Raw genomic sequence first — 17,960 nt, forward strand, 5'->3', positions numbered from 1 at the left:
AGGTCAACTCTGTGAGCGCGAGGAGCGCCCGGAGCGCTGGTGGTTGCGGAGGAAGCACCGCAGTCGTGAACGAAAGGTCAACTCTGTGAGCGCGAGGAGCGCCCGGAGCGCTGGTGGTTGCGGAGGAAGCACCGCAGTCGTGAACGAAAGGTCAACTCTGTGAGTGAGGTGGCGAAGGCGCTGTTGGTTGATGACCGGCGGGAGAATCTGCTCGCCCTGGAGGCGATTCTCCAGGGCCTGCCGGTCGAGCCGGTGGCGGTGGAGAGCGGCGAGGCCGCGCTGAAGCAGTTGCTGGTGGACGACTTCGCGGTGATCCTGCTGGATGCGCAGATGCCGGACATGGACGGCTTCGAGACGGCCAGCCACATCAAGCGGCGGGAGCGTACCCGGCACGTGCCGATCATCTTCCTGACCGCGGCGGACCGGGACGCCGAGTTGGCCCTGCGCGGGTACGCCGTCGGCGCGGTGGACTACCTGACCAAGCCGTTCGACCCGTGGGTGCTGCGGGCGAAGGTTTCGATTTTCGTGGACCTGTGGAGCAAGGCCCAGCAGGTGCGGCAGCGGGAGGCCGAGTTGCGGGACGCGCAGGCCCGCCACCGGGCGCTGACGAAGGCGGTTGACGCGGCGGTGGCGGTGTTGCATGACCGGTCGGCCGAGCCGACGGCCGCCGCGCGGGAGGCGGTCCGGCTGCTGGAGGAGGCGAGGTGGGGGTCGCCGGGCTGAGTCGGTGCGGAGTGTGCCTGGGCTGGGGCTGGTCTCAGCCGGTCGTCGCGTCGTTGCGGATCATCAGTGCGGAGCGCAGGCCGGTGATGTCCAGCACGCGGAGCAGGAATTCGCCGACGTTCGTGAGTACCAGCACGCTCTGCGCGGTGGTGGCCTTGCGGCTGAGCACGACCAGCGTGCCGAGCCCTTGCGAGTCGCAGAACGTGACGCCCGCCAGGTTGAGCACGATCCGCGGCGGCGGCTCGGCCAGAACGTCATTGACGGCCGTGGATAGCCGGTTCGCGGTGAGCATGTCGATCTCGCCGGCGAGGTTGACCACCGCCTCGCCGGGGGTGCGCTGCACCGATATCGACAGTTCGGGACGCTCCACCCGATCAGCCTAGCGTGATCCGCCGGTGGCGCACGTTGATCGGCGGCGGCCCACCCCCGCGGGTCGCCCCGGCGGGTGCCGTCGCCGGCGACGTTGGCAGAATGGGTGGATCGTGACTGACCAGTATCCGGCCCAAGCGCCGACCTCCGAGGCCCTGTTCAACCGCGCCCGCGCCCTGGTGCCGGGCGGGGTGAACTCGCCGGTACGCGCGTTCCGCTCGGTCGGCGGCACGCCCCGGTTCATGGTCCGCGGCAACGGTCCGTGGCTGTTCGACGCGGACGGCCGCCGGTACGCCGACCTGGTCAGCTCCTGGGGGCCGCTGATCCTCGGGCACGCGCACCCGGAGGTGGTCTCGGCGGTGCAGGCGGCGGCCGCCCGCGGCACCAGCTTCGGCACGCCCACCCCCGGTGAGGTGGACCTGGCGGAGGAGATCGTCGCCCGGACCCCGGTGGAGCGGGTCCGGCTGGTGAACTCCGGCACCGAGGCGACGATGTCGGCGATCCGGCTGGCCCGGGGCTGGACCGGCCGGTCCAAGATCGTGAAGTTCGCGGGCTGCTACCACGGGCACGTGGACGCGCTGCTCGCCTCGGCCGGCTCCGGGGTCGCCACGCTGGGCCTGCCCGACTCGCCCGGCGTGACCGGCGCGGCCGCCAGCGAGACGATCGTGCTGCCGTACAACGACCTGGCCGCGGTGCGCGAGGCGTTCGCGCTGGCCGGGGAGCAGATCGCGGCGGTCATCACCGAGGCCGCGGCCGGCAACATGGGCGTGATCGCCCCGCGCGACGGCTTCAACGCCGGCCTCGCCGAGATCGCGCACGCGCACGGCGCCCTGCTCATCCTGGACGAGGTGATGACCGGGTTCCGGGTCTCCCGGTCCGGTTGGGCCGGCCTGGAACCGGTGGACGCCGACCTCTACACGTACGGCAAGGTGATGGGTGGCGGGCTGCCGGCGGCCGCGTTCGGCGGCCGGGCGGAGATCATGGAGCGGCTCGCGCCGGCCGGGCCGGTCTACCAGGCCGGCACCCTCTCCGGGAACCCGCTCGCCTGCGCCGCCGGCCTGGCCACCCTGCGGCTGTGCGACGACGGCGTGTACCGGCGGCTCGGCGCGCTGGCCGAGCAGATCGGCACGCTGGCGTCCCGGGCGCTGAGCAAGGAGGGTGTGCCGCACCGCCTCTCCTGCGCCGGCAACATGTTCTCGGTCTTCTTCACCGCCCCGCCGGCCAGCCCGGATGACGAGGTGACCGACTACGCCGGCGCCCAGCGCCAGGACGTGGCCGCCTTCCGGGCGTTCTTCCACGCGATGCTCGCCAACGGCGTCTACCTGCCGCCCAGCGCGTACGAGGCGTGGTTCGTCTCGGCGGCGCTGGACGCGGAGGCGGTCGGGGCGATCGAGGCGGCGCTGCCGGTGGCCGCGGCGGCTGCGGCGGCCGCCCGGGGTGGGGGTGCGCGGTGACCAACACGGTGGTGCACGTGCTGCGGCACGGCGAGGTGCACAACCCGGAGAAGATCCTCTACGGCCGGCTCCCCGGCTTCAAGCTCTCCCCGCTCGGGCACCAGATGGCCAAGGCGGCCGCCCAGGCGCTCGCCGACCGGGACGTCACCTACGTGGTGGCCAGCCCGCTGGAGCGCGCCCAGCAGACCGCCGAGCCGATCGCCGCCCAGTTCAACCTGCCGGTGGCGGTGGACGAGCGGCTGATCGAGAGCGCGAACTTCTTCGAGGGCAAGCGGGCCTCCTACGGCGACGGCGCCTTCCGCGACCCGCGCAACTGGTGGATCATGCGCGATCCGGTCACCCCGTCCTGGGGCGAGCCGTACCGGACGATCGCCGAGCGGATGTTCGCCGCCCTGCACGCCGCCCGCCAGGCGGCCGAGGGGCACGAGGCGGTGTGCGTCTCGCACCAGCTTCCGATCTGGACGCTGCGCCGGTTCGCCGAGAAGAAGCGGCTCTGGCACGACCCGCGCCGCCGCCAGTGCGGGCTGGCCAGCCTCACCTCGTTCCACTTCGAGGGCGCCAAACTGGTCGGCATCGGGTATTCGGAGCCGGCGGCGCACCTGGTCGCCATGTCACCCGGCGCCCGGACCGCCAAGGGGGCGTGATGCGCCGGTTCGTGCCGCCGCTGCTGGCCGCCGCGCTCGCGCTGGCCGGCTGCACCGGCTCACCGGGCGGCTCGGGCGCGGAGTGCACCACCGGCGCGGACCACTGGGTGCGGTGCACCGCCGGGAAGCGACCGGCCGCGCCCGCCCTGGCCGGCGAGACGCTCACCGGTGACCGGTACGACCTGGCCCAGCAGCGCGGGCAGGTGGTCGTGGTGAACTTCTGGGGCTCCTGGTGCCCGCCCTGCCGCGCCGAGGCCGACGACCTGGCCGGCGTCTACGCCAAGTACAAGGACCGGGGCGTCGGGTTCGTGGGCATCAACGTGCGGGACGACCGGGACACGGCGAAGGCGTTCGAGGCCGGCCGGCACGAGTACCCGAGCATCTTCGACCCGGCGAGCAGGCTGGCGCTGGGCTTCCGGGACCTGCCGCCGGTCACCGTGCCGCCGGTCACCGTGGTGGTGGACCGCGCCGGCAACGTCGCCGCGATGATCCGCCAAGCGGTCACCGAGGACGAGTTGGCCGCCGTGGTGGGCCGGATCGCCGCCGAGCCGGCGCCCGCGGGGGCCCGCTGATGGGTGCGGCGTTCGCCAACGCGGCGCAGAGCGGACCGCTGCTGCTGGCCCTGGGCGCCGCCGCGCTGGCCGGCCTGGTCAGCTTCCTCTCCCCGTGCGTGCTGCCGCTGGTGCCCGGCTACCTGTCGTACGTGACCGGCCTGGCCGGCGCCGACCTCGACGCCGCGCTGGACGCCAAGCCCCGCTTCCGGGGCCGCGTCCTGGCCGGCACCGCCCTGTTCATCGCCGGGTTCAGCGCCGTGTTCGTGCTCACCAGCGTGCTGGCCGCCGAGGCCGGCCGGTTGCTGCTCCAGCACGACCGGGCCGTGCAGGTCGGCGTCGGCGTGCTGGTCATCGTGCTGGGGCTGGCGTTCCTCGGGGTGGTTCCCGGGCTGCAACGCGAGTTCCGCGTCCACCGGCTGCCGGCCGCCGGGCTGGTCGGCGCGCCCGTCTTCGGCGCCGTGTTCGCGCTGTCCTGGGCGCCGTGCGTCAGCCCGACCCTCGGCGCCGTGCTCGGCCTGGCGTCGATGAGCGGGCAGAGCGGCCGGGCGGTCACCCTCGCCATCGCGTACTGCCTGGGGCTCGGCCTGCCGTTCGTGGTGTTCGGGCTCGGCTTCCGCCGCCTGATCGGGGTGTTCAAGGCGGTCCGCCGGCACAGCCGCTGGGTCACCCGGGTCGGTGGCGCGCTGCTCATCGCGGTCGGGGTCGCGCTGGTCACCGGGGGCTGGGCGGACTTCATCATCTGGCTCCAGACCACGGTGGGCGCCGGCGAGGTGAGCATCTGATGACCACCGTCGAGTCCCCGCCGGCCCCGCCCGCGCCGCCCACCCCAGGCGGCCGGGCGAACCCGCTGGTCGCGCTGGTGCGCAACTCGTGGCGGCAGCTCACCAGCATGCGTACCGCGCTGGTCCTGCTGTTCCTGCTCGCGGTGGCGGCGGTGCCCGGGTCGGTTCTGCCGCAGCGCAACGTCGCGGTCGAGAAGGTCACCGCCTACTTCACCGCTCACCCGGATCTGGCACCGGTGCTGGACCGGCTGTGGGGCTTCGACGTCTACAGTTCGCCCTGGTTCGCGGCGATCTACCTGCTACTGTTCGGCTCGCTGGTCGGCTGCATCGTGCCCCGCCTGCGGGACCACACCCGCGCCCTGCGCGCCCGGCCCCCGGATGCCCCGCACCGCCTGGACCGCCTGCCGTTCTCCTCGTCGGGCGAGCGGGCGGGTGCGCCGGCCGAGGTGGCGGCGGCGCTGCACCGGATGCTGCGGGGGCGGCGCTGGCGGGTCGTGACCCGCACCGCGCCGGACGGCGCGCTCACCGTCTCCGCCGAGAAGGGATACCTCAAGGAGACCGGCAACCTGATCTTCCACTACTCCCTGGTGGTGGTCCTGATCGGCGTGGCCGTCGGCTCCTGGTGGGGCTGGCACGCGAACCGCCTGCTCGTCGCCGGTCCGGAGAAGGCGTTCTGCAACAGCCTCCAGCAGTACGACGAGTACGGCCTGGGGGCCCGTGTCAGCGGCGCCGGCCTGCCGCCGTTCTGCCTGGAACTGACCGGGTTCGAGGCCACCTACCAGGAGACCGGCCAGCCCGCCTCGTACACCGCCACGGTGGCGGTCACCGGGTCGGGCGCCGACCGGTCGTCCTCCTTCGCGGTGAACCACCCGCTGCGGCTCTCCGGCGCCAACGTGTACCTGCTCGGTCACGGGTACGCGCCGGTGCTGCGGTACACCGACCGGTACGGGCAGTCGCAGACCACGGTGGCGCCGTTCCTCTCGAAGGACGCGATGATGACCAGCGAGGGCGCCGCCGCCTTCCCGGACACCAACGTGGACCCGAAGACCGGTGCCCGGGACCCGAACCTCCAGGTCGCCTTCGAGGGCGTCTACCTGCCCACCGTCCCCGACCAGCCGCCGCTGACCGCGTCCGCCTTCCCGGCCGAGCGCTCGCCGGGAATCATGCTCTGGGCGTACCGCGGCAACCTGGGCCTGGATTCCGGCGTCCCCGGCTCGGTCTACCGGCTGGACGGGCGCCAGATCGCCAACGGCCAGCTCAAGCGCCTGGAACCCACCCCGCACCTGCTGCGGGTCGGCGAGTCGTGGACGCTGGACGACGGCACGACGCTCGAGTTCCTCGGCACCCGCCCGTACGCGACCCTGTCCATCCGCTGGGATCCGGGCGAGAAGATCGTGCTGGTCGGCACCGCCGCGCTCCTCGCCGGCCTGATGCTCTCGCTCGCCGGCCGCCGCCGGCGGGTCTGGTTCCGCGTCACTACGAGCGGTAGTACTACCATCGTGGAGTCCGGCGGGCTCGCCCGCTCCGACCATCCCGGCTTCGCCGCCGAATTCGCCTTGCTCGCGAGAGGACCTGAGTAGATGGCCGCGCTCTCCGACCAGTTCCTCGTGGTCACCCTGCTCAGCTACCTGGTCGCCATGATCTGCCACGCCGCCGAGTACTCCTTCGGCGCCCGGGGCGTGATCGCCAAGGCGGCCGTGCGGGAACTCGCCGGCGCCGGCGGCCCGCCGGTCAGCGTCGAGGTCGGCGCCGACGGCCCCGCCGGGGTACCCGCCGGCACCGCCCCCGGGCGGGTGGACCGGGCCCGGTTGGCCGGCCGCGCCGCCGTCGCCGTGACGATCCTGGGCGCCGCCGCCCACCTGGTCACGCTCGTCTCCCGGGGCATCGCGGCCGACCGCATGCCGTGGGGCAACATGTACGAGTTCGTGCTGACCGTCACGTTCGTGGGCGTCGCCGCGTGGCTGGCCGTGCTCGCCCGCCGTACCCATCTGCGCCACCTCGGGCTGTTCGTCACCCTGGTGATGGTGGTGCTGCTGGGCGTCGCCGGCATGGTCCTGTACGCGCCCATCGCGCCCCTGGTACCGGCCCTGAACTCGTACTGGTTCGCGGTACACATCTCGATGATGTGCCTCGCCTCCGGCACCTTCCTGGTCGGCTTCGTCGCAGCCGCGATGTACCTGATCCGCGCCGGGTACGACAAGGGCCGGCGCAGCTTCCCGTACACCCTCGGCGCCCGGGTTCCGGGCGCGGAGGCCCTGGAGCGGCTCACCTTCCGCCTGCACGCGTTCGCCTTCCCCATCTGGACCTTCGGCGTCGCCGCCGGCGCCATCTGGGCCGAGGCCGCCTGGGGCCGCTACTGGGGTTGGGATCCCAAGGAGACGTGGGCCTTCATCAGCTGGGTCGTCTACGCCGGCTACCTGCACGCCCGCGCCACCCCGTCGGTCAAGCGCTCCACCGCGACGTGGATCGCCATCCTCGGCTGGGCCACGATGCTGATGAACCTGGTCGGCGTGAACCTGTTCCTCAGCGGCTTCCACTCCTACAGCGGCCTGTAGGCCGGGTCCGGCAGCGGATCGCCGGCCGGGGGTCTGCCAGCCCGGCAGGGCCGGCGCGTCCCCGGGTCAGGGGCAGGTGCCGGCGGCCCAGGTGTCGTAGCTGGTCTGCCAGTCGACGCAGAATCGGTCGGTGGGCACGCTGGTCAGGGTCGGCACGGTGGCGCGCCAGGCGTGCAGCCCGTCGCCGGCCCTGAGCTGCACGTTGTCCACGGTCACGGTCGGCACCGGGTAGTCGCCGGGGTGGTCGGGGTCCACGTAGACCTCGAGGTACTGCTCGATCTGCGCGTGGGTGGTCAGCGGGAGGGCCTGCGTGGTGAGCAGCCGCCACGCGTCGTGCCACCAGAGCCACGCCTGCCACGAGCGGTCGTCGCTGGCGGTCAGGGAGAGCCAGATCCGGTCGCCGTCGCCGATCGGGTACTGGTCGTAGAACTGCCAGCGGCGGGTGTTGGTGTCGTAGGTGTAGACGCGCTGGCGCCCGTCGCCGGACCAGCCGGTCTCCGCCCAGCCGGCCTCGATCCAGGCGTTGCCGGCCGAGGTGTCGCGTTTGGCGAGGAAACGGGCGGCGACGAAGTCGTTCGTGCCCCGGCGGACGTCCGGGTCGCGGACCGTGACCCGGCCGAGCACCCCGGACCAGTCGTCGGCGCTGGAGGCGCCGAGGTGGTGGTAGCCAAGCGCGGGCAGCGGCAGCGGAGACGACGCCGGCGACGCCGGGAACCTCGCTGCCGGTGGCGCCGTGACGGCCGGCGCCACCGACGCCGGGGAGACCGGCGCCAGCAGCAGCGCGGCGGCCAGGGGCGCCAGCGCGAGACGGGTCCGCACGCAGGGACAACTCGCCACGCGGGCGGCTGGTGACGTCACCCACCTGATGGAGGGTCCGCGTGTCGGGTGCGCGAGACTGGAGACCATGGGGTTCCCGTACACGGATCTGACGGATTTTCTGACCGCTCTGGAGCGGGCCGGCGAACTGCGCCGGGTGCCCGTGCCGGTGGACCCCACGCTGGAGATCAGCGAGGTCGTGACCCGGACGGTGCGCGCGGGCGGCCCGGCGCTGGTGTTCGAGCGGCCGACCCGGGGTGAGATGCCGGTGGCGATCAACCTGTTCGGCACCGAGAAGCGGACCGCGATGGCGCTGGGCGTGGGATCGCTGGACGAGGTGGGGCAGCGGATCGGCGAGCTGGTGAAGCCGGAGCTGCCGGTCGGCTGGTCCGGGATCCGCGAGGGGCTGGGCAAGGTGCTCCAGCTCAAGTCGCTGCCGCCGAAGAAGGTGCGGACCGCGCCCTGCCAAGAGGTGATCTACACCGGGGCGGACGTGGACCTGAACCGGCTGCCCGGGTTGCGGGTGTGGCCGGGGGACGGCGGGATCTTCCACAACTTCGGGCTGACCCACACGAAGCACCCCGAGACCGGCAAGCGCAACCTGGGCCTGTACCGGTTGCAGCAGCACTCGCCCAACACGCTGGGCATGCACTGGCAGATCCACAAGGATTCGACGGCGCACCACGCGGTGGCGGAGCGGCTCGGGCAGCGGCTGCCGGTGGCGATCGCGATCGGCTGCGACCCGGTGGTGTCCTACGCGGCGAGCGCGCCGCTGCCCGGCGACATCGACGAGTACCTGTTTGCCGGGTTCCTGCGGGGCGAGCGGGTGGAGATGGTGGACTGCCGGACGGTCCCGTTGCAGGTGCCGGCGAACGCCCAGATCGTGCTGGAGGGCTACCTGGAGCCGGGCGAGCGGCTGCCGGAGGGCCCGTTCGGGGACCACACCGGGTTCTACACGCCGGTCGAGCCGTTCCCGGTGCTGCACGTCGAGTGCATGACCACGCAGCGGGAGCCGGTCTACCACTCGATCATCACGTCCCAGCCGCCGCAGGAGGACCTCGGCCTGGGCAAGGCCACCGAGCGGATCTTCCTGCCGCTGCTCAAGCTGCTGATCCCGGACATCGTGGACTATGACCTGCCGGCCGCCGGGGTCTTCCACAACTGTGTGATCGTGTCGATCCGCAAGCGGTACCCGAAGCACGCCCAGAAGGTGATGAACGCGATCTGGGGTGCGCACCTGCTCTCGCTGTCCAAGCTGATCGTGGTGGTGGACGAGGACTGCGACGTGCACGACTACGCCGAGGTGGCGTTCCGCGCCTTCGGCAACGTGGACTACGCCCGGGACCTGCTGCTCACCGAGGGGCCGGTGGACCACCTGGACCACGCCTCGTACCAGCAGTTCTGGGGCGGCAAGGCGGGCGTGGACGCCACCCGCAAGCTGCCCACCGAGGGGTACCACCGGGGCTGGCCGGACGAGATGGTCATGTCGCCGGAGGTCGTGGCGCTGGTCGACAAGCGCTGGAAGGAGTACGGGATCTCATGACGGCGGACGTCGTCGAGCGGCCCAACCCGGCCCGCGCGTTCCTGCGCCTGGTGATGATCGAGCATTCGATCTTCGCGCTGCCGTTCGCGTACCTGGCCGCGCTGACCGCCATGCGGATCGAGTTCGGCCGGGTGCACTGGGGCACGCTCGGGCTGGTCACGGTCGCGATGGTGGCCGGCCGGACGGTCGCCATGGCGGCGAACCGGATCATCGACCGGCGGATCGACGCGCAGAACCCCCGCACGGCCAGCCGCGAGCTGGTCACCGGCGTGATCTCGGTGCGCGCCGCGTGGGCGGGGCTGCTGGTCTCGCTCGCGGTGTTCCTGGCCAGCGCGGCCGCGCTCAACCTCCTCTGCCTGGTGCTCTCGCCGCTCGCCCTGTTCCTGCTGGTCATCTACTCGTACGCGAAGCGGTTCACCAACTACCCGCAACTGTTCCTGGCCTCGGCGCAGGCGGTGGCGCCGGTGGGCGCCTGGATCGCGGTGACCGGGCGCTGGTCGTGGCCGGCGTTCGTGCTCGGCCTCGCGGTCGGGCTGTGGATCGGCGGGTTCGACTGCATCTACGCCTGCCAGGATCTGGCGGCGGACCGGCGGATCGGCGTCGGCTCGGTGCCGGTGCGGCACGGCGTGGCGGGCGCGCTGCGGATCTCCTCGGCCGCGCACGTGGTCACGGTCGCGCTGTACGCCTGGTTCGGGCTGCTCACCGGGTACGGCTGGTTGTGGTGGGCCGGCGTGGCGATCACCGCCGTGGTGCTGGTGTACGAGCACGCCATCGTCCGCCCCGGCGACCTGTCCCGGGTGAACCGGGCGTTCTTCACCGCCAACGGGGTCATCGGCATCGTGCTGTTCGTGTTCGCCCTGGCGGACCTGGTCGTTCTGCAACACTTGCGGCCGTGAGGAAGCCCTGGGTGGTCGGCGTCTCCGGCGCGTCCGGGACGCCGTACGCGGCGGCCGTGCTGTGCGCCCTGCTGGACGCGGGCGACCCGGTGGACCTGATCGTCTCCCGGGCGGCCCGGCTGACCATCCTCGACGAGACGGGCCACCCGTTCCGGGACGCGCACTGGGCCGGGGATCTGGCCCGCTGGCTGGGTCGCGACCTGGGCGGCGCGGATGTGCGCCACTGGTCGGCGGGCGACCTGGCCGCCGGGCCCAGCAGCGGCTCGTACCCGTCGCGCGGGCTGGTCGTGGTGCCGGCGTCGACCGCGGCCTGCGCGGGCATCGCGATCGGCCTGTCGAAGGACCTGCTCCAGCGGGCCGCCGAGGTGGCGCTGAAGGAGCGCCGGCCGGTGGTTGTGGTGCCCCGCGAGACCCCGGTGACCCGCAGCCACCTGGAGCACCTGATCACGCTGCACGACGCCGGCGCGGTGGTCCTGCCCGCCAGCCCCGGCTTCTACGGGGCGGGCGCCTCGGCCAGCGCCGAGCAGTTGGTCGACTTCGTCGCCGGTAAGGTGCTGGACGCCCTGGGTGTCGAGCACACCCTCTTCCGCCGCTGGCAGGGCACCCTGCGCGCCCGGTGAGCCTCAGGGGCGCTGGCCGCCGTTGTGGGAGGGGGGCGGCCCCGGGTTGGGGGAGCCGGCGCCCGGCTGGGGCGGCTCCTCGGCGGTGACGTCGCCGAGTTCCGCCTCGCCCTCGAGCAGGGCGCGTACCTCGGACTCCCGGAACCGGCGGTGCCCGCCCGGGGTCCGGATGCTGCCGATGCGACCGGCGGCGGCCCAGCGCGTCACCGTCTTGGGGTCGACGCGGAACAGCGCGGCCACCTCGCCGGGTGTCAGCAGGCGATCTCCAGTTTCCACGACCCCCTCCTCGTGTCGTTGGTGCCGGGGCCGCCCACCCACTGCGCGGCCATAAGTGGCATATGTCCGATAACTCCGGTACGTACGCTCATTAGAGCACTGGCGGTGTGTCGTGTCCGGGAAATGGGGAATCGCACAGGTTGTGCGGTTAGGCCGGTATGCTGCCCAGCGTCGTCATGTTTGCCCTGGTGACCGGCCGGATGGCTGGTCGACCGGACTGCCAGGCTAATGTGTCCCTACCGTGGACACCATTGATCTCGCCATCCTTGAACTGTTGCGGGGCAACGCGCGTCTTTCGTACGCCGAACTTGCCCGGCAGGTCGGACTCTCCGCCCCGGCCGTCCATGAGCGGGTCGGGAAGCTGGAGGCCAGCGGGGTCATCCGGGGGTACCGGGCGGAGGTGGCACCCGAGACGATCGGGCTGGGTGTGACCGCGATGATCGGCGTGGTCCAGGACCACCGGGTCGAGAGCGACGGGGTGCTCGCCGAACTGTCGGCCTGGCCCGAGATCGAATCCTGCTACTTCATGGCCGGCGCCGAGTCGTTCCTGCTGATGGTGCGCCTGGGTACGATCGCCGACCTGGAGCAGCTGATCGGGCGGCTCAACCGCACCGCCGGGGTGGCCTCCACCCGCACCGCGATCGCCCTCTCCACGAAGTGGGAGAACCGACCCCAGCCGGTACCCACGGAACGCGCGCCCGAGTGAGCGGTACGGTCACCGGCATGCCATCGCTCGACCGGTACGACGACACCGACCGGGCCTGGGTCACGGCGGCCGTCGCGAAGGTCGAGGCCGACGCGAACCGGTCCGCGGACACCCACCTGCTGTCGTTCCCGCTGCCCGGCGACTGGGGCGTCGACCTGTACCTGAAGGACGAGTCGGTGCACCCCACCGGCTCGCTCAAGCACCGGCTGGCCCGGTCGCTGTTCCTGTACGCGCTGTGCAACGGCTGGATCGGCCCGCACAGCACGATCGTCGAGGCGTCCTCCGGCTCGACCGCGGTCTCCGAGGCGTACTTCGCCCGCATGCTGGGGCTGCCGTTCGTGGCGGTGATGCCGGCGGGCACCTCCCCGGAGAAGATCACGTTGATCGAGTTCCAGGGCGGGCGCTGCCACCTGGTCGACGATCCGGCCCGGGTGGTGGTGGAGGCGCGCTGGCTCGCCGAGGACACCGGCGGCCACTTCATGGACCAGTTCACCTACGCCGAGCGGGCCACCGACTGGCGCGGCAACAACAACATCGCCGAGTCCATCTACCAGCAGATGGCGCTGGAGCGGCACCCGGTACCCGCCTGGATCGTCGTGGGCGCGGGCACCGGCGGCACCAGCGCCACCATCGGCCGGTACGCCCGGTACCAGCGCCACCTGACGAAGGTCTGCGTGGTGGACCCGGAGAACTCCGCGTTCTACCCCGCCTGGGAGACCGGCGACTGGTCCACCGAGACCGGTCTCGGCTCCCGCATCGAGGGCATCGGCCGGCCCCGCGTCGAGGCGTCGTTCCTGCCGTCCGTGGTGGACCGCATGATCCAGGTACCGGACGCCGGCTCGCTCGCCGCGATGCGGGCCGCCTCCGCGGTGCTCGGCCGGCGGGTCGGCGGGTCGACGGGCACCAGCCTGTGGGGCGCCTTCCAGGTGGTCGCGCGGATGCGGGCGGCCGGCGAACCCGGTTCGGTGGTGACGCTGCTCTGCGACACCGGCGAGCGGTACGCGGACAGCTACTACTCCGACGAATGGGTGGCCGCGCAGGGGCTGGACCTCGCGCCCTACACGGCGACCGTGGAGAAGTTCCTCACGACCGGCGAGTGGGACGGTTGACCGCGTAGCGGCGACCGAGGCGGCGCTCGCCGCCCCCGACGCCGGCCCGATCGCCGCCCTCGGGCCCCGTGACGGCCGACACGCTCAGGACGGGCGGGCCGCCAGGCCCGGGTACCGGGTGACGAAGCCCTGCTCGTCCACCGCGATCTCGGTGGTGAAGTTGCCGGAGGTGTAGCCGATCGTGGCCGGGCCCTGCCGGGTGTAGAACTGCTCGCTCGGCAGCACCTGGAGCGACGGGACCCGGACGAACGCCACGGTGAGCCGGTGCGGGCGGTCGTCCGAGCCCTCCAGCATCCGCAGGCGGCGGATCGGGAGCGTGTTGAACAGCGGGTCGTTCTCCACATCCACGTCGGTCGCGGTGCGGAGGCGGTCCGGGTCCTCCATGCCGGGCCAGCCGCCGGCACCGGGGCGGCCCGCCCGGGCGAGCACGGAATCCAGGTCGCCCTGCTCCGCGGTGGTGACGCGCCACCGCCCGACGGCCCGCTCCAGCCGGGCGGTACGCAGCCAGCCCGCGCCCTCCGTGGTCAGGTCGATGTGCGCCGTGTTCCACCCGCCGTCCGTCACCACCTCATACCGGAGGATGTACGGGACGGGGGTGGCGGCCACGACGATGCCCTTGGCGTGCAGCCCGTTGGAATCCGAATACAGCACCGTCTGACCGCCGTCGGCGTCGAGGCGCTGCCAGTACAGCGACTTGGGGAGGGTCGACATGCCGAGCACGCTACCCCTCCCCCCTGACGCTAATCAGCCGTCGCCGAGTGCCGATCGGGCGCCGGCGCGTGCCGCTCGGGGCGGCGCGGGCGGTGCCGGTCGTTGAAGCGGCCGGCCGGGCGCCGGCCGCCACGGTGGTCGGCCCGGTGGTGGTCCGGGCGGCGGCCCCGGGGGGCCGGGGGACGCTCGGGCAGCGGCGGCACCGGAATGCCGCTGGGCTCCCGCGCCCCGGTCAGCTCCGCCAACTCCGGCGAGCCGGCCCGGGTGCGGGTCTCCACCGGGCGCACGCCCGCGCGGCCCAGCATCGACAGGATCGACTTGCGCTGGCGGGGCAGGCCCAACGTGACCACCGCACCGGACTCCCCGGCCCGCGCGGTGCGCCCGGCCCGGTGCAGGTAGTCCTTCGCGTCGCGCGGCGGGTCCATGTGCAGCACCAGCGAGACGCCGTCCACGTGGATGCCGCGCGCCGCCACGTCCGTGGCCACCAGCACGTCCATCACGCCCTCGCGGAACTCGGCGAGGGTGCGGGTGCGCGCCCGCTGGGTCCGGCCGCCGTGCAGGCCACCGGCGCGGACGCCACGCTCGGCCAACTGGCCGACCAGCCGGTCCACGGCGAGTTGGGTGCGCACGAAGACGATCGTGCGGCCGGCCCGGTTCGCGATCTCGGCGGTGATCGCCAGTTTGTCGTGCGGCGGGATCAGCAGCAGGTGGTGGTCCATGGTCTCGACGGCGGCCTTCGGCGGCGCGGTCGAGTGGGTCACCGGATCGGTCATGAACTTCTGGACCAGCGCGTCCACGTCGCCGTCCAGCGTGGCCGAGAACAGCAACCGCTGCGCGCCGGCCGGGGTCCGCTCCAGCAGGGCGGTGACGTCCGGCAGGAAGCCCATGTCGGCCATCTGGTCGGCCTCGTCGAGCACGCTCACCTCGATGTCGTCGAGGCTGCACGCGCCGCGCTCGACCAGGTCACCGAGCCGGCCCGGGGTGGCCACGAGCACGCCCACGCCGCGGCGCAGCGCGTCGATCTGCCGGTCGTACGCGACGCCGCCGACGGCGGTGCCGACGTACCCGCCGACCGCCCGCGCCAGCGGGCGCAGCGCGTCGGCGACCTGCATGGCCAGTTCGCGGGTCGGCACCAGGACCAGCGCGCGCGGGTGCCGCGGCCGGGGCCGCTCGGCCCCCGCCAGCCGGGCCAGCACGGGCAGCCCGAAGGCCAGCGTCTTGCCGGAGCCGGTCTGGCCGCGGCCGAGCACGTCCCGGCCGGCCAGCGCGTCGGGCACGGTGGCGGCCTGGATCTCGAACGGGGTGGTGATGCCCTCCCGGTCCAGCGCCCGGACCAGGTCGGCCGGGACGCCGAGCGCGGCGAAGCCATCGGTAGCGGTGGGGGTCGGCGCCTCGAACGCCGACGGGAACAGGGCAGGGTCAACGAAGGTGGTCAAAACGGCCTTTCGCACACGGTCACGCGGCTCAGATCGCCGCGTGTGGTGCGCCCAGCCGGAGACTCGTCCTTGCATCACAGACGCACCCACATCAGTAACCGAGCCAGTCTACCCCGTGCCCGCGCACGATCCGGGGTCGGTGGTGGTGGCGGGTATCACCGGCTATCCGGGACTATCCGCCGAACAGGCTGCTGAGCAGGTTGCCCGCGGCGGCGGCGATGATCAGGCCGACCACGACCAGGCCGCCGAGGGCCAGCAGCAGCATCACGACGACCCGCTTCGTGCGGCTGGTCGGCGGGGAGTGCTCGATCTCGCCGTATCCGAGGATGCGCCCGGTCAGCGAGCCCGTGTTCTCCACCGGGCTGCCCGCCATGAAGGCGGTGGTCATGGCGGCCGGCGGTTCGGTGGAGGTGCCGCCGTACACCCTGCCGACCCCGCCGGGCTGCTCCTCGGCGGGGATCCGCGCCCACTGCTCGTACCGGCCGGCGCGGCGCTCGGGCGGGAACCCGTTCTCGTCCAGGCGCGACTCGCGGTGGCCGGGCGCGGTCGGGTTCGTGGGGCGGGGCCAGGACGGCAGCGCGGGCGCCGGCACCACGTTCGGGGCGTCCGGCGCGGGTACCGCCTCGGGAGCGGCGGACATCGTCGGCGGTGGCGGTGGGAATGGTGGTGCCGGAGTGGGCCCGGGTACCGGCGGTGGCGTCGGTACCGGTGGTACGGGGCCGGGCGGCACCGGTGCCGGCGGGACCGGGTGCGGCGGCACCGGCGGCGGCGGGCCGGGCGGCGGGGGCAGCGGCGTGGGTGGTGACGGAGGCTCCGGCGTGGGTTCGGGCCACGGCTCCGGGTCCCGCGGCTGCGGCGGCTCCGGCGGCGAGGGCGGGGACGGCGGCCCCGGAGGTTCCGGGGGTTGCGGCGGCTCGACCGCCCGTCTGGGAGACTCCCCGCCGTCGCCCTGCGCGCCCCGGTGGTGGTTCGGACGCGTTACGGGCGGTTCGCCCTCGGCAAGCCCAGGATCGGTGCGAGCCCGGTAGACGCCACCCGCCCGGCCACTTGGCCGTGCCGTGGTCGGCGGGACGCTGGCGAGTTCCTCCGGTGACAGTTGACTCGGGGCCGGCACGGCCGCCCTGGCCCGCGTCGCCCCGGCCCCGCTGGTCGGCGCGGAGACTGGTGGTGCCGGTGGTGCGGACGCGCGCGCCGGGGCCGCGGTGGCGCGCTGCGGCGGCACGAGGAACTCTGCGCCGGCAGCATCACCCGCCAGTGGCGGCGGTGGCTCCGCCACCAGCGACGCGCCCGGCCGCCGGACCGGCGACCGCGGTGGCAGCTCGTTACCGGCGTCGGGGCGGCCGGACCCCGGCACCGGGGGTGCCTGCTCCGGCTCGGCCTCCGGCCGGCGCTCCTCGCCGGGGGCCGGTGCCCGCTCGCCGTGCGCCGGCAGGAAGCCGGGGAACGTGCTCGTGCCGCCGGACGCCGGCTCGCCGGGCAGGGGCGGCAGCGGCTCGGCGGCGAGGGCGGCGGCCGGCTCCCGCATCGGCAGCGGCGGCAGCACCCCGTCCGCCGCGCCGGCGGGCTGGCCGGGCTCGCCGCCGTGCAGTGGGGGCGGCGGCTCGGCCACGATCGCCGCCGCCGGCTTGCGCATCGGCAGCTTCCGTGGCGCCTCCGCGCCGGCGGGGTCGCCGGCGGGCGGCTCGCCAGCGGCGTCGTCACCCATCCGGGGCAGGGCGTCCGCGATCCGCTGGAGCACCTGCAGGCTCGGGGCGTCGTCGTCCCGCCCGGCGGCCCGCTCCCCGGCGGTGGCCTGCCCGGGCGCGCGCTCCCCGGCGGCCTGATCGGCCCCATCCAAGATCGCGTGCTCGGTCGCTGGCGGGCCCGAAGGGGCGCGCGCAACTTCCGCTACCGGCTCATGGCGGCTACCCGGCGGCGCGGGGGCATCTTCCCAGCCCACCGGCGCCGAGGGTGCCCACGAGCTGGCCAGCGCCGACCACGGCGACGGCGCGGCCCCCGGTTCGGCGGCCCGCTGCATGGCGGCGGCCGGCCCGGGCTCGGGCGATGCGGCCGGTGCGTCTGGCGCCCGGGTATCGGGGACCGCGCCGGTCACCTCGCCCGCGCGGTACGTGCGTCCCCCGGCCCCGCCGCCACCGGCCTCGAAGCCGGCGGGTGGCGGTACGACGGCCCGCCCCACGCTGGCCCTGCCGGTCACCGGTGGCCCGGACGAGGGCGCCGACGAGGGCGCCAACGGAGGCGCCGAGGAGGGTGCGGCCGGGGGCGCCGACCCGGGCGAAGCCGCGGAGGGCCACAGCACGCCGGCCGGGGGTGGAGGCGGCGGCTGGTACGCCTCGGGTACCTCCGCCGGGGCCGCTGCGTGCGGCTGCCGGGGGGTGTGGTCGCCGAACGGGGGTGGCGGCGGCAGGATGCCATCCGGCCGGGCTTCCCTCTGGTCGTCCATCAGCGCCTCCCACCCGTGCGGGCGTTGCGACGGGCTGGTGCCCGCCGCGCCGAGCCGTGCCTCGGATCTCACCGTGCCACATCGACATGCGGCCACGCACGGGAGTCCCAGGGGCGGGGAGGGGTCACCGGCCCCAGTCGGGGGAGGCGTTACCCGCCTCCGGAGCCGGCCGCGGCGGGCGTGCCGCCGGCCGCCGCGGTGGTCGGGGCGGCGCCGGGGGGCGGCACCGCCGCCGGGCTCGTCGCCTCGGGCCGGGTCGTCGGTTCCTCGGTGGTCGGCGGCGTGGTCGGTTCGGTCGGTGGCGTGGTCGGGGGCGGGTCCTGGGT

The 17,960-nt window shown here is 74.0% G+C and carries 18 protein-coding genes; 12 read left to right on the plus strand and 6 right to left on the minus strand.

The genetic code is table 11. The features are described from left to right. Positions 1-159 precede the first annotated feature (159 nt). Entirely contained in the window at positions 160-723 is a 564-nt protein-coding gene (locus tag KJS59_RS06790) for a response regulator (protein WP_213451455.1), read from the plus strand. A 34-nt stretch (positions 724-757) separates the two neighbouring features. Here the strand turns inward: KJS59_RS06790 and KJS59_RS06795 are convergent, their stop codons facing one another. After that, the gene (locus tag KJS59_RS06795) at positions 758-1,093 is read right to left on the minus strand and encodes an STAS domain-containing protein (protein ID WP_213451456.1); all 336 of its coding nucleotides are present in this window, start codon (positions 1,091-1,093) and stop codon (positions 758-760) included. A gap of 112 nt (positions 1,094-1,205) precedes the next feature. Here KJS59_RS06795 and hemL point away from each other — a divergent pair, with 112 nt between their 5' ends. From hemL to ccsB, 6 genes are read left to right on the plus strand one after another with little or no spacing between them, the layout of a single operon-like run. Then, a complete protein-coding gene (hemL, locus tag KJS59_RS06800) occupies positions 1,206-2,546 on the plus strand; it encodes a glutamate-1-semialdehyde 2,1-aminomutase (protein WP_249713934.1) in 1,341 nt (446 codons plus the stop codon). Next, positions 2,543-3,190 carry a histidine phosphatase family protein gene (locus KJS59_RS06805; protein ID WP_249713935.1) on the plus strand — a complete coding sequence of 216 codons (648 nt, stop codon included), beginning with the start codon at positions 2,543-2,545 and terminating at the stop codon, positions 3,188-3,190. The genes hemL and KJS59_RS06805 overlap by 4 nt, the downstream gene beginning before the upstream one ends. Continuing rightward, entirely contained in the window at positions 3,190-3,762 is a 573-nt protein-coding gene (locus KJS59_RS06810; protein WP_213451457.1) for a TlpA family protein disulfide reductase, read from the plus strand. Before KJS59_RS06805 ends, KJS59_RS06810 begins: the two co-directional genes overlap by 1 nt. Continuing rightward, positions 3,762-4,526 (plus strand): cytochrome c biogenesis CcdA family protein, encoded by a 765-nt coding sequence (locus tag KJS59_RS06815; protein WP_213451458.1) that lies wholly within the window; start codon positions 3,762-3,764, stop codon positions 4,524-4,526. The genes KJS59_RS06810 and KJS59_RS06815 overlap by 1 nt, the downstream gene beginning before the upstream one ends. Continuing rightward, the gene (locus KJS59_RS06820) at positions 4,526-6,106 is read left to right on the plus strand and encodes a cytochrome c biogenesis protein ResB (RefSeq protein WP_213451459.1); all 1,581 of its coding nucleotides are present in this window, start codon (positions 4,526-4,528) and stop codon (positions 6,104-6,106) included. The genes KJS59_RS06815 and KJS59_RS06820 overlap by 1 nt, the downstream gene beginning before the upstream one ends. Further along, complete coding sequence (ccsB, locus tag KJS59_RS06825; RefSeq protein ID WP_213451460.1) at positions 6,107-7,081, plus strand: c-type cytochrome biogenesis protein CcsB; 975 nt, start codon at positions 6,107-6,109, stop codon at positions 7,079-7,081. A 66-nt stretch (positions 7,082-7,147) separates the two neighbouring features. Here ccsB and KJS59_RS06830 read toward each other — a convergent pair whose 3' ends face one another. After that, positions 7,148-7,900 carry a hypothetical protein gene (locus tag KJS59_RS06830; RefSeq protein ID WP_249713936.1) on the minus strand — a complete coding sequence of 251 codons (753 nt, stop codon included), beginning with the start codon at positions 7,898-7,900 and terminating at the stop codon, positions 7,148-7,150. 76 nt (positions 7,901-7,976) lie between these two features. On the opposite strand from KJS59_RS06830, the gene KJS59_RS06835 reads away from it, so the two are divergent. From KJS59_RS06835 to KJS59_RS06845, 3 genes are read left to right on the plus strand one after another with little or no spacing between them, the layout of a single operon-like run. Next, on the plus strand, positions 7,977-9,440 hold the full coding sequence (locus KJS59_RS06835; protein WP_213451614.1) for a menaquinone biosynthesis decarboxylase: 1,464 nt from the start codon (positions 7,977-7,979) through the stop codon (positions 9,438-9,440). Further along, on the plus strand, positions 9,437-10,336 hold the full coding sequence (gene mqnP, locus KJS59_RS06840; RefSeq protein WP_213451461.1) for a menaquinone biosynthesis prenyltransferase MqnP: 900 nt from the start codon (positions 9,437-9,439) through the stop codon (positions 10,334-10,336). The genes KJS59_RS06835 and mqnP overlap by 4 nt, the downstream gene beginning before the upstream one ends. After that, positions 10,333-10,956, plus strand: coding sequence for a UbiX family flavin prenyltransferase (locus KJS59_RS06845; protein WP_213451462.1), 624 nt, complete (start codon positions 10,333-10,335; stop codon positions 10,954-10,956). The genes mqnP and KJS59_RS06845 overlap by 4 nt, the downstream gene beginning before the upstream one ends. A 3-nt stretch (positions 10,957-10,959) precedes the next feature. Here the strand turns inward: KJS59_RS06845 and KJS59_RS32005 are convergent, their stop codons facing one another. Beyond that, a complete protein-coding gene (locus KJS59_RS32005; RefSeq protein ID WP_213451463.1) occupies positions 10,960-11,232 on the minus strand; it encodes a BldC family transcriptional regulator in 273 nt (90 codons plus the stop codon). Between the two features lie 241 nt (positions 11,233-11,473). On the opposite strand from KJS59_RS32005, the gene KJS59_RS06855 reads away from it, so the two are divergent. Both KJS59_RS06855 and cds1 read left to right on the plus strand, forming a co-directional pair. Then, entirely contained in the window at positions 11,474-11,938 is a 465-nt protein-coding gene (locus KJS59_RS06855; RefSeq protein WP_213451464.1) for an Lrp/AsnC family transcriptional regulator, read from the plus strand. Positions 11,939-11,955: 17 nt separating this feature from the next. Further along, positions 11,956-13,047 (plus strand): L-cysteine desulfhydrase Cds1, encoded by a 1,092-nt coding sequence (gene cds1 / locus KJS59_RS06860; RefSeq protein ID WP_213451465.1) that lies wholly within the window; start codon positions 11,956-11,958, stop codon positions 13,045-13,047. A gap of 84 nt (positions 13,048-13,131) precedes the next feature. On the opposite strand, the gene KJS59_RS06865 is transcribed toward cds1, so the two are convergent. The 3 genes from KJS59_RS06865 to KJS59_RS06875 form a co-directional block, all read right to left on the minus strand. Then, a complete protein-coding gene (locus tag KJS59_RS06865) occupies positions 13,132-13,758 on the minus strand; it encodes a putative glycolipid-binding domain-containing protein (protein WP_213451466.1) in 627 nt (208 codons plus the stop codon). Positions 13,759-13,787: 29 nt separating this feature from the next. Then, on the minus strand, positions 13,788-15,194 hold the full coding sequence (locus KJS59_RS06870) for a DEAD/DEAH box helicase (protein ID WP_376771134.1): 1,407 nt from the start codon (positions 15,192-15,194) through the stop codon (positions 13,788-13,790). A gap of 172 nt (positions 15,195-15,366) precedes the next feature. Further along, positions 15,367-17,031, minus strand: coding sequence for a hypothetical protein (locus KJS59_RS06875; RefSeq protein ID WP_213451467.1), 1,665 nt, complete (start codon positions 17,029-17,031; stop codon positions 15,367-15,369). Positions 17,032-17,960 lie beyond the last annotated feature (929 nt).

It is taken from the genome of Rhizomonospora bruguierae, from assembly GCF_018397995.1.
In the GTDB taxonomy this organism is placed as follows: domain Bacteria; phylum Actinomycetota; class Actinomycetes; order Mycobacteriales; family Micromonosporaceae; genus Rhizomonospora; species Rhizomonospora bruguierae.

Excerpts from the sequence above, each read along its gene's own strand:
- ccsB (WP_213451460.1), top strand. The coding sequence starts at position 6,107 with ATGGCCGCGCTCTCCGACCAGTTCCTCGTGGTCACCCTGCTCAGCTAC.
- KJS59_RS06810 (WP_213451457.1), top strand. The coding sequence starts at position 3,190 with ATGCGCCGGTTCGTGCCGCCGCTGCTGGCCGCCGCGCTCGCGCTGGCC.
- KJS59_RS06865 (WP_213451466.1), bottom strand. The coding sequence starts at position 13,758 with ATGTCGACCCTCCCCAAGTCGCTGTACTGGCAGCGCCTCGACGCCGAC.
- KJS59_RS06820 (WP_213451459.1), top strand. The coding sequence starts at position 4,526 with ATGACCACCGTCGAGTCCCCGCCGGCCCCGCCCGCGCCGCCCACCCCA.
- cds1 (WP_213451465.1), top strand. The coding sequence starts at position 11,956 with ATGCCATCGCTCGACCGGTACGACGACACCGACCGGGCCTGGGTCACG.
- mqnP (WP_213451461.1), top strand. The coding sequence starts at position 9,437 with ATGACGGCGGACGTCGTCGAGCGGCCCAACCCGGCCCGCGCGTTCCTG.
- KJS59_RS06815 (WP_213451458.1), top strand. The coding sequence starts at position 3,762 with ATGGGTGCGGCGTTCGCCAACGCGGCGCAGAGCGGACCGCTGCTGCTG.